This is a genomic window from Phycisphaeraceae bacterium (assembly GCA_019636795.1).
GTDB lineage: Bacteria > Planctomycetota > Phycisphaerae > Phycisphaerales > UBA1924 > JAHBWW01.
In genome coordinates this window covers 290,111-300,903 of sequence record JAHBWW010000001.1, presented here as the reverse complement: position 1 = coordinate 300,903, position 10,793 = coordinate 290,111, and the positions used below count along the sequence as shown (strand labels likewise).

Genomic DNA, 10,793 nt, shown 5'->3' with positions numbered 1-10,793 from the left:
AATCTGCTCATCGTTAGCCACTCCATGACTGCAGCGACGTACGCTTCAAGATTCATTCCCGTTGCAAAGGAGCACACCATGCCCAGACTCACCGTTGTCGAACCCGCCCAGTCGGCCGGCCGCATCAAGGACATCTTCGAAGGCCCGCTCAAAGGCAAGCATCTCAACATCTTCAAGGGCATGGCCAATTCGGCAACACTGCTCGATTCCTACCTCGGGCTTTCCTCTGCCCTCTCCAAAGCCAAACTGACCCAGCGCGAGCAGGAAGTGGTGCAACTCGCTGTGGTCGAGTCTGCCTCGTGCGATTACTGCACCGCTGCCCACACTGCCATCGGCAAAAAAGCAGGCCTGAGCGAAGCGCAGACTCTGGGCGCACGCCGCGGGCATGTAGAAGATGACCCGAAGCTCGATGCGCTCGCTCGCTTCGCCTCAACCCTGTACGAAAAACGGGGCAACGTCTCGGACAGCGAACTCGCTGCATTCCGTGCTGCAGGCTTCGGCGACGAGGAAATCTGCGAGGTCGTCGCTGTGTACGCTCAGGCAACCCTCACCTCGACCTTCAACCACATCAACCAGACCCCTGTCGACTTCCCCAAGCCTCCAGCACTCTGACTTATGGATTCGCATGCGCAAAAAGTCGACCCCGCGTCGGTGAGGCGACCGACACGGGGCCGCGCAGGGGGTCAAGCGTACAGGCCTTCGTCTATCACACCATCGCATATGCATTAAGTGGAAGCCACCAAAATGAAGGGTCAAAAGGGCCTCTGGTTCGGGTGAGCGCGAAGATTTGTTGTGTGAGGCCGAGAATCGCTGAAATAACTCCCGAAGCACGCGGGTTCCTCGAAAGGCCGATCCTTAGTACCCCCAGAATGGGATCGGTCACTTGTCTTCTTTCCAGTCCCCGCGCGAAGCCCCCGCTTCGTGCGGGGTTTTTTTTCGCCCGCCTGCGGAATGCCCACATGTCTCTCTACGATGGTGGCTATGGATATTCGCGTCATCAGCATTGGGGCTATGGCCTACAACGAGTTATGGGGCGAGAAGCAACCCGTTCGCACCGGCCACTCGACCACCACCCTTATTCAAAGCGGGTCAGTTCGCATCCTGATCGATCCTGGCCTGCCCGCCCAAGCCCTCTCAGCCCGCCTTGGCGAACGTGCCAACCTCAAACCCAGCGACATCACTCACGTCTTTTTGACGTCGTTTCATCCCGACGCCCGCCGCGGGCTCGAACTCTTCCCAAACGCCGAGTGGCTCATTTCCTCAACCGAACGCGAGACCGTGGGCTTCCCGCTTGCCTCCGATCTGCGAACACTGGCTGAGAGCGGCGCGTTCACAGATGAAGCCGACGAGGAGACCCGCGATCTGGCCGAGGCGCTGCGGCGGGAGGTTGCGATTCTTCAGCGGTGTCAGGCAGCCCCGGATCGCCTCGCGCCGGGGGTCGATCTCTTCCCCCTGCCAGGCGTCACCGCTGGGATGACGGGGCTACTCATTCCGTCGGCCAGGGGCGATGTGCTGATCTGTGGCGATGCAGTGCCGACCGCCGACCACCTCGCGCAAGGCCGAGCTCCGATGCGATGCGACGACCTCGCCGCTGCCAAGGTCTCCCTGAGCGAAGTTGTTGAGATCGCTGATGTCATCATCCCAGGCCGTGACAACCTCGCAATCAACCCGGCCCGGCGGTTGATGACTGGCATATAACCAACTACCCGATGCGAAAAGCCAGCCCAAGTCCGGCGCGCGTTCGTGATGAAAGCATGAAAAAGGGGACCGGCCGCAAGACCGATCCCCTGTTATGCCTCATGATGTGGCTACCGACTCAGGTTGACGATGACTGTGCTTCCTGTGGCTTACTGCCCGAGTCGCTTGCTTCACCCGATTGTGCCGGCTCGGTGCGAGACGCCTCGAAGAACAGCGCATCGACGCCCTCCTTGCGCCCGATGAGCAGGTGGTTCATGCCATGGAGTTCGCCGGAGAGCAGTTGCTCGCTCAGCGGATCTTCGATGTACGTCCCGATCGCGCGACGCAACGGACGGGCGCCAAAGTCCGGGTTGTACCCCTTCTCGATCAGGAACTCCTTGGCTGCCGGATCGAGCTCGATGGTGTAGCCCTGCTCCTTGAGCCGGATGGCAACCTTGCCAACCTCGAACTCGACGATGCCGACGAGATCTTCGCGGGTCAAAGGCCTGAAGACAATCACATCGTCGAGTCGGTTGATGAACTCGGGCCTGAAGAAGCGCTCGATCTCCTTCATCAGGATGCCCTTGATGTTTTCGTAGTCAACCTCACTGGATCGCTTCTGGAAGCCGAAGCCCGCACCACCCTTGATCAGATCAGCGCCGATGTTGCTCGTCATGATCAGGATGGTGTTCTTGAAATCGACATGGCGCCCGAACGAATCGGTCAGACGCCCTTCTTCCATGATCTGAAGGAGCATGTTGAACACATCCGGGTGGGCCTTCTCGACTTCATCGAGCAGCACGACGGCATAGGGTCGACGGCGGATCTGCTCGGTGAGCTGCCCGCCCTCTTCGTACCCGACGTATCCGGGAGGCGCGCCGACCAGGCGCGAAACGTTGTGCTTCTCCATGTACTCGCTCATGTCGAGGTGAATGAGCGCATCAGCGTCGCCGAACATGAACTCGGCCAGTGCCTTGGACAGCAGCGTCTTGCCCACACCAGACGGGCCGACGAAGATGAACGAACCCATCGGGCGTTTTGGATCCTTGAGCCCGGCGCGAGCGCGGCGAATGGCCTTGGCCATGGCCTTGATCGCTTCGTCCTGGCTGACGACCTTCTTGTGCAGTTCGACTTCGAGGCTGAGCAGGCGCTGCGCCTCTTCCTTCTCGAGCCGCGTCAGCGGAACGCCCGTCATCTTGCTGACGACTTCAGCAATGACGTCCTCGTCGACCACGCCGTCGATCTCGAGGCTGCGGGCGCGCCACTCATCCTGAATTTCTTCCTTCTTCTTGCGGAGTTTCTCAGCCCGATCGCGCAGATCGGCAGCCTTCTCATAGTCGGCACCGCGCACGGCTTCATCCTTTTCGACGCTGAGGCGCTCGATGTCGGCCTCGATCTCGGCAAGGTCTGGTGGCTTGGTCATGCTCTTGATGCGCACTCGCGCACCGGCCTCATCGATCACGTCGATCGACTTGTCCGGCTGGACACGTCCGGTGATGTACCGGCCCGAGAGTTCAACCGCAGCCTTGACCGCTTCATCGGTGATGCGCACGCGGTGATGCTCTTCATACCGATCGCGCAGGCCCTTGATGATCTCGACCGTCTGCGCGTCGGTGGGCGGATCGACCGGAATCGACTGGAACCGCCGCGCCAGCGCCGCGTCCTTCTCGATGTACTTGCGGTACTCGTCGAAGGTCGTCGCTCCGATGCACTGAATCTCGCCACGCGCCAGCGCCGGCTTGAGCACGTTGGACGCATCGATCGCGCCCTCGGCCCCACCGGCACCGACGAGCGTGTGCAGTTCGTCGATGAACAGAATCACGTTCTTGGCCCGGCGGACCTCGTTCATGACCGCCTTGATGCGCTCCTCGAACTGTCCGCGGTACTTCGTACCGGCAACCATCATCGCAAGATCGAGCACGACCAGCCTCTTGTCGTGCAGAATGTCCGGCACGTCCTGCGCCACAATGCGCTGCGCAAGCCCTTCGACGATCGCGGTCTTGCCCACGCCAGCTTCACCGAGGAGGACAGGGTTATTCTTCGTGCGTCGGCAGAGCACCTGCGTGAGTCGCTCGATCTCGGTGGCGCGCCCGATGACCGGGTCAAGCTGCGACTCGCGCGCCAGTTCGGTCAGGTCGCGCCCGAAGGAATCGAGCGCCGGAGTCTGACTCTTGCGGCGTGCTCCGCGGGCCTCGCCGCCATTGCCCGGGGCTGCGCCCGGAATCGCGGTCTCGCCTGCCGATGTATCGGTCTCGGCACCAGCGCCGAGGAGGTTCAGAACTTCTTCGCGCACCTCTTCGAGTTTGAGGTTCAGGTTCATCAGAACCTGGGCTGCGACTCCGTCGTGCTCACGCAGCAGGCCGAGCAGCAAGTGTTCGGTGCCGACGTAGTTGTGGTTGAGGTTGCGAGCCTCTTCAATCGCGTACTCGATGACCTTTTTGGCCCGCGGGGTCTGGGGGAGTTTTCCCATCGTGACCATTTCCGGACCGGCCTTGACGAGTTTCTCGACTTCGAGGCGGACCTTGCGCAGGTCAACATCCAGATTCTTCAGGACATTGGCACCCACCCCCGAGCCTTCCTTGACAAGGCCGAGAAGGATGTGCTCCGTCCCAATGTATTCGTGGTTGAAGCGCTGCGCTTCCTGATTGGCCAGGGCCATGACTTTGCGCGCGCGGTCGGTAAATCGTTCAAACATATGTCCTCCCGTCTGACGAACTGTTCGTCAGGACTTCAACTGCGGGTTCATCTGCCTGATGAACCCTCGTAGAGATCGGACCATTCCGTGTCCGACTCCGGTCGTCAGCTGCCGGTCAGCGAGATTCATCACCGGCCGGCTCTTCAATCCTATGAGGCCGGGCAGACGGACTTCGTCTGGGTCGGCCAGAACCACACAGAACATGTACAGAAGTGAGAGGATGCATAGAGCGTGCCAAGGTGCCTATAGGGCCTAGAGATGACTTGCGGGGCAGAAAGTCCCGTTCGCGTGTGCGCTTGAATGACGATTTGTGTCTGTGGGTTGTGCCACCCATGCCAAACTGGCATGGAACCATGCCCCCTGTTCAGGGGTGGTCTGCGAGAATGGCGCTGGCGTCGGCGACGATGGTCAGAGGCACCACGGCCTGGGCAAGGCTGTTGTCCGCCCTGTCGCGCATCGTGATCTTCACCTCGTACTGCCCGACAGTGAGGGTCTGGGGCAGATCGATCGCGGTGACGACGTAGTAATCGCGGAATCGATTTCGTGACACGCGCCGGTCGGCCAGTACTGGGGTGGCCATGGCCAGGACGTTGTCGGCCTTGTGATAGATCTCGACACGCTGCGTCAGTTCCACCGCGTAATGGGCCGCACCAGTGCCATACACGCTTGACGAAGGTGTGACTTCCGTGTGGCGGAAGCGGTCGACTTCGACATAGACGATCACACGGTTGCGACGGCCGGCGATGAAGACCGAAGGCTCGAATGTCGCGAACTGCCCATAGCCATCGACGCGCGAGCAGAGTTCGGCGCGGACGATGCGCAGAGGGCGAGTCTCGGAAAGATCCAGCGCGATCTGCTGAGCGGTGTCGGCTGGTGCGTCGTCATCGCCATCAGCCGAAGCGCGCACAGATTCGAGAAAGGCGCGGGCAGCGTCAAGATGCCGACGCTCTTCGGGAGACAGGAGATGCACTTCCAGAGCTGCATCGATCGCGCCCGGTGCAAGCCCATCAAGCCCGAGCAGGGCCAGGGCGTCGATCAGAGGCTGGGTCGAGGTGAAGAGCTGGTTCGTCAGGGCCTGTGCCAACTGACGCGCGATATCACGGGTCGAGAGTGAAGCCGAGGTGTGTGTGATGCTCGGCATGACGGCTGAAGAGTCGCTCATGAGCGCACCAAGCCCGGCACTGTCCTCGTCGTACACCGGAGCGCTTGCAATCACTGTCTCGGGGGGATCCATGACGACAATCTCGTCGCGCGGGGTCTCTGTGCGGGCGAGAATTTCAGCGAATGCCTGCTGCGAAGCGCGGACAAGGTCGTCGAGGCTGGAGGTCGTGCCCTCGGCTGCGAGGAGACTCGATACGCGATCCTCCGGGAACTCGGGCGAAACCGAACCGCTGCGAAGGGCGGCCAGGCCTGCGCTGTACTCATCGATGATGGTCCCCTGAGCATTCTGGCGGGCGGACTGGCAGGCACCAAGGGAAAGCAGAACTGCGGCAGCGGCGGCGGTCGAGGCGTACTTGGTCACTCGCGACATGATCAAAACTCCCGTGCGGGGACGTGCTGCGTCCCTCGGGAGTGGTATCGGATCGTTGAACCTGACTCTTGCCATCCGCATTGCGATGCGCAGGTGTCGGCAATTTCTGCGCGTCAGGACTTGCGGGTCGTGCAGGCAAACTCGACCGCGAGCATCTCGATCAACCGATCGGGCCGACCCACCCCCGATTTGGAGTGTGCATCGGCACGAACGCACGCTGTGAGCAACGGTGCGGTCTGCTCGGGAGCAAGCGAAGCAGCGGCACGATATGGTTTTTCGATCGCCCACGTCCCACGCGACATCGTTTGCTTGGCAAACTCGGCGATTGGCATGCGCAAACGATGCGCGACAGCAGCGGCATGGAGACTCTGGGCGGTCGACGAACATGCGTATAAAAGTGGAATCTCCGCACCTCGGGGCGACGTTTCGATCGTCTTGCGCATGGAGTCGATCGCGTTCTCGGCGCTCCCCGAAAGCAGGTACTCACCTACCACCCAAGGTTTGATCTCCTTGGTCAGGACCACAAATTCCTCCACCAGTTCGAGGGTGATGGATTTGGAGCACGAGGCTACGGCGGCAAGGGCGAGCTTGGCCAGATCAATGTCAAGTTGGGCAAGATTGGGACCAATGCGTTCGACGAGTTCGTCTGCTGCCTTGCGATCGATGGGCACGTTGTGATTGTCTTTGGCGCGGCGGACAACCCAGGCGTGTACTTCGGGTTTGTCGAGTTCGCTGCACTTGATGACGAGGCCGACCTTGGCGATCTGCTTGTCGAGATTGCCGGGGCGCCAGGCGGCGCTTCGAATGAGGAGCGTTGCTCCGGGAGAGGGGTTGTCGGCGTATCGCTCGAAGAGGGGACGAATATCGTCGCCCTTGATGAGTTGTTCGGCTTCATCGAGAATGACGAGTTTGTGCGCAGCGATCAGACCGAAACTGCGGCACTCGTCCAGAACTGTGGCGGCGTCTGCATCGGCACCGGCGAAGCGGAGGACATCGACCTCGCCGTGGGCGGATTCGAGGACTTTTTTGAGGGCGGCGGTGTGTTCTGTGCGGAGCAGAAGATCGGGGCCATGGAGGAGAACGATGCGGTTCTCGGGTGTGAAGCCGCCGGTAGCCTTGGCGGAATTGGGATCGGAACTTGAGGATCGTTTGGCCATGTCTGGGGGAGGGTAGCACCGCAGGGGGTGACGGCTCGTATGGTTGGGGGCATGCTTGTGCTTTCGGTCATAGCGGGCCCCGACACGGGGCGGAAGTTCGAACTCCCGCGCGATGAGCCTCAACTCATCGGACGGTCGAGCGAGGCGCTGCCTTTGACGGACAACACCGTCAGTCGGCGGCACGCGGAGCTGACCCCAGATGATGGGTTGTGGTGGGTGCGCGATCTCCAGAGCCAGAACGGGACCTACATCAATGGTGTGCGCATCGCGGAGCGCACGAGGCTGCACGCGGGCGATCAGATTCGTGTGGGCGCAACGGTCTTCGTGTTTGGCGAGGTCAACAGCCAGGACGCATCGATTGTGCGTGTGATGGACCCTCGCGATCTCTCGACGGAGGTCGATTACCGCATACAGAGCAACGAAGACTCGGTGATTTTGGCTGAGCCTGAGCCTCGTGCGGCTGCGGTCGATCACCTGAGGGTGATTTACCGTCTGACGACATTGACGACGCAGGTCGCGAATCAGGCAGAACTCCTGCGTCAGGTGATGGAGCTTGTGTTTACGGAGTTCAAGCCCGAGCGCGGGGTGATCATGGTTGCGCCATCGGGGGCTGAGGGCGAACTCGAGCCCGCGGTTGTGAAGTATCGCTCGCGGCCGAAGGATGACGAGGACCGAGAGATCAGGGTGAGCCGAACGATTTTGACAGCGGCTGTGCGCCAGGGTGAGGGGGTGCTGAGTTCCAACGCGATGAACGACCCGAGGTTCGAATCGGGCGACAGCGTGCAACGGTACAACATCCGCTCGGCGATCTGCTCGCCGATCCGGTTTCGTGATACGACGTTTGGCGCGATCTATATCGACAGTTCGATGGCCAACTACACGTTCACACGCGAGCAGTTGGCGTTGATGAACGCAATCGGGCAGCATACGGGCCTGGCGCTGGCCAATGCTGAACACACGCGGCGGCAGTTGCACGCTGAGCGTCTGGCCGCGATGGGAGAGACGGTCGCGGGCCTGAGCCACTCGATCAAGAATATTTTGCAAGGGCTGCGTGGCGGGGCAGATGTGGTGGAGATGGGGCTCAAGAAGGATGACTTGAAGATTGCGCGTGGCGGGTGGGACATTCTCAAGCGCAATCTCGATCGGATTGTGAGCCTGACGCTGAACATGCTGGCGTTCAGTCGGCAGAGGCAGGTGGAGTTGGAGTTGACGCGTGTTGGGCCTCTGGTCGAAGATTGCGTGCAACTGCTTGAGGCGCGGTGTGAGGACAAGAGAATCGCGATGATTGTGGACGCGGACCCGGAAATGCCTCCGATTCCGCTGGATTCAAATCTGATTCATCAGGCGTTGATGAACCTGCTGGGGAACGCGATCGAAGCGGTGGAGCCAGTGCGCGGGGTGGTGACGGTGCGGGTGCTGTTTCATGAAGCGGGCCCGACAAGGCCAACGCCGTATGCCGAGATCACGATTATTGATAACGGGATAGGCATCCCGTCGAACAAGTTGGCGTGGATCTTTGAGCCTTTCAACACGACCAAGGGCTTGCGCGGCACGGGGCTGGGTCTTGCGGTGACCAAGCGAATCATTCATGAGCACCGAGGGCGGATCATCGTCGAGAGTGCCGAAGGGCGCGGTGCGACGTTCAGGGTGCTGCTGCCTGCGGATCTGGATACGGCCTTCGACCCGTCGGCGACGGCGGAGAACAAGGTGACGGCTGCGGACTTGATGCGGGGGCTGTAAAAAAAACGCGTGGTGTTGCGCACCACGCGTGGACTGAACACTCTGCATGACCATGTTGATCAGGGAATTCGCGCTGAGAAGTTGCGATGATCGACCATTGAGAACATCATGTCGTCTCCAGACCGCAACTTCCATCCCTCGATCCAGCCGATTTCGCGCGTTGCCTTCGGAGGTAAGTCAATCGAGGTCTGGAAAGACTGTTTCAAGGTACGGTTCGAAAAGTGTGCTTTGACAACGACGTGCTTCGATGTCTTGTTTTTGATCTGGGCCACGTATCCCTCGCCAACATAGGACTCACGATACAACACCTCAATGGGCACAACGGGCTTGGCGACAGAGACCACAATCGCCGCGATCAATGCAACCATCACGAGCGCAACACCACCTGCCCCACTGAGCCCGAGGACAATAAGAGTGCCTTTTTTCATCGCATTTGCCTTTCGTCAGAGTTCTCTTGAAGCTTGGTTACTTTGCATCCGCCGAAATCGCGCCACGCTGCCCGAGTGTCGGCTGAATGGTGTCTCTTCGCAATATCAAGCGTGCAACTTAGTGATCACTCACTCCGCGATTTGTAGCATTTCCAAGGCTCATGAGGTTTGCAGAGTGCATTGCCATTGCCGATAGCCATTTGCGGGAGGACGAAGAAATGAGGCTGGTCTGGACGTTGCAGCATCCTCGCCCGGTCCGGGCCGTATAGTTTGAGAGCGGGAGGCCCCAGCGTGCGGGGCGGGTCTGTGTCATCGGACCATCTCTCGTGGTGTTATCGGACATTTGCTCCCGCCGGTGTCTTGGCGGGACGGAACACAACGATCGGGTCGGGAGCAGGAGCCGAGCATGTCGAGGGTTCAGGAACAATCGCGCGGATTCAGTCTGGTGGAGTTGCTGACGGTCATTGCGATCATCGCGCTGGTGATTTCGATCATCATTCCGGTGCTTGGCGGGGCGCGGGACGCGGGTCGGCGTGTGTCGACGCAGGGGCTTTTGAGCGACATTGCCAATGCGGCGAGCAAGTTCAAACTGGACAACAACGGGCGCAATCCGGGATACTTCTCGGAGCGCGAGATGGGAAGTGCGGACAACGCGACGCGTGGCATGTCGGGGATGGAGAACGCGATGCTCGATCTGGGGGGGCAGAAGGCGATCGTCGCGAGTGCGGGGGCGGGGATTGTCTCGGTGGGACCGATCGCGAATCAGGCCATTTTCGTGAATCCGAACCTGGTGGGTGCTGATGAAGGGGCGTATTTCAAGCCTTCGCGTGAGTACTTCGTGGCGCAGACGAGCCCGGGCCAGCAGGTTGGGGTTTCGGGCCATACGTCGAGTTCGGAGAACGATCCGCAGTTGCTCGATGTGGTGGATTCGTTTGGTCAGCCGGTGCTGTTCTGGAGCGCCGACACGCACACGGTGCCTCAGGCCAGGTCGGCGGCGAATTTTGCGTCGATTGCGACAGGCGCGGCGCAGCCTGCGATGTTCTACTGGAACTCGAACGCGGCGTTTCTTCAGGCCAACAACCTCGGGCGCAAGGGTGAGGACATGACGCTGTCGCCTACACCCGGGCAAAAGGCAAGCCTGATTGGTTCTGGCGCGGGTACGACGGACCGCGAAAGCACGCTTCGAGCACTGCTTGGAAGTGCGTCGGCTCCGGCGACAGGGTCTGGTTCGACGGTGGACCAGGTGCTGTCGAGCCCATCGATGGCGGCGATTCAGGGGCTGTTCCCGGCGCGCGGGCGCGGGGCGTTCGTGGTGCACGCAGCGGGCCGGGATGGGATTTATCTGAGTGCCAAGGATCGCGGGTTCGGGTCGACGAATCTTTCGGGAAACCGACTCGACTATGGCATGAACTTCTTCCAGAGTGCCAACGCGCGGCTTTTGGATGACGAGAACAAGCCGAGCAGCCGCGATGTGGCCAGTGAGTTCGACGACATCATCGTGTCGGGAAATTGAGCGGCCGGTCCTGCGGACCTGACCTGACGTTGGCAAATTCGGTACGCTGGCG

Annotated in this window: 8 protein-coding genes; 4 read left to right on the top strand and 4 right to left on the bottom strand. The window is 60.7% G+C overall.

The window, feature by feature from the left end; genetic code table 11:
* The first annotated feature begins 78 nt into the window (after nt 1-78).
* Entirely contained in the window at nt 79-612 is a 534-nt protein-coding gene (locus KF757_01275) for a carboxymuconolactone decarboxylase family protein (protein MBX3321599.1), read from the top strand.
* A gap of 369 nt (nt 613-981) precedes the next feature.
* Nucleotides 982-1,698 carry an MBL fold metallo-hydrolase gene (locus KF757_01270; protein ID MBX3321598.1) on the top strand — a complete coding sequence of 239 codons (717 nt, stop codon included), beginning with the start codon at nt 982-984 and terminating at the stop codon, nt 1,696-1,698.
* 118 nt (nt 1,699-1,816) lie between these two features.
* Here the strand turns inward: KF757_01270 and KF757_01265 are convergent, their stop codons facing one another.
* The 3 genes from KF757_01265 to holA form a co-directional block, all read right to left on the bottom strand.
* A complete protein-coding gene (locus KF757_01265; protein MBX3321597.1) occupies nt 1,817-4,372 on the bottom strand; it encodes an ATP-dependent Clp protease ATP-binding subunit in 2,556 nt (851 codons plus the stop codon).
* 364 nt (nt 4,373-4,736) lie between these two features.
* On the bottom strand, nt 4,737-5,903 hold the full coding sequence (locus tag KF757_01260; GenBank protein ID MBX3321596.1) for a hypothetical protein: 1,167 nt from the start codon (nt 5,901-5,903) through the stop codon (nt 4,737-4,739).
* Nucleotides 5,904-6,016: 113 nt separating this feature from the next.
* Nucleotides 6,017-7,060: a DNA polymerase III subunit delta gene (gene holA, locus KF757_01255; GenBank protein MBX3321595.1), complete on the bottom strand. Its 1,044-nt coding sequence runs from the start codon at nt 7,058-7,060 to the stop codon at nt 6,017-6,019.
* Between the two features lie 51 nt (nt 7,061-7,111).
* On the opposite strand from holA, the gene KF757_01250 reads away from it, so the two are divergent.
* A complete protein-coding gene (locus KF757_01250) occupies nt 7,112-8,800 on the top strand; it encodes an FHA domain-containing protein (protein MBX3321594.1) in 1,689 nt (562 codons plus the stop codon).
* A 59-nt stretch (nt 8,801-8,859) separates the two neighbouring features.
* On the opposite strand, the gene KF757_01245 is transcribed toward KF757_01250, so the two are convergent.
* Nucleotides 8,860-9,228 carry a hypothetical protein gene (locus KF757_01245; GenBank protein ID MBX3321593.1) on the bottom strand — a complete coding sequence of 123 codons (369 nt, stop codon included), beginning with the start codon at nt 9,226-9,228 and terminating at the stop codon, nt 8,860-8,862.
* A 406-nt stretch (nt 9,229-9,634) separates the two neighbouring features.
* Between KF757_01245 and KF757_01240 the strand changes: the two genes are divergently transcribed.
* Nucleotides 9,635-10,741, top strand: coding sequence for a prepilin-type N-terminal cleavage/methylation domain-containing protein (locus KF757_01240; GenBank protein MBX3321592.1), 1,107 nt, complete (start codon nt 9,635-9,637; stop codon nt 10,739-10,741).
* The last annotated feature ends 52 nt before the right edge of the window (nt 10,742-10,793 follow it).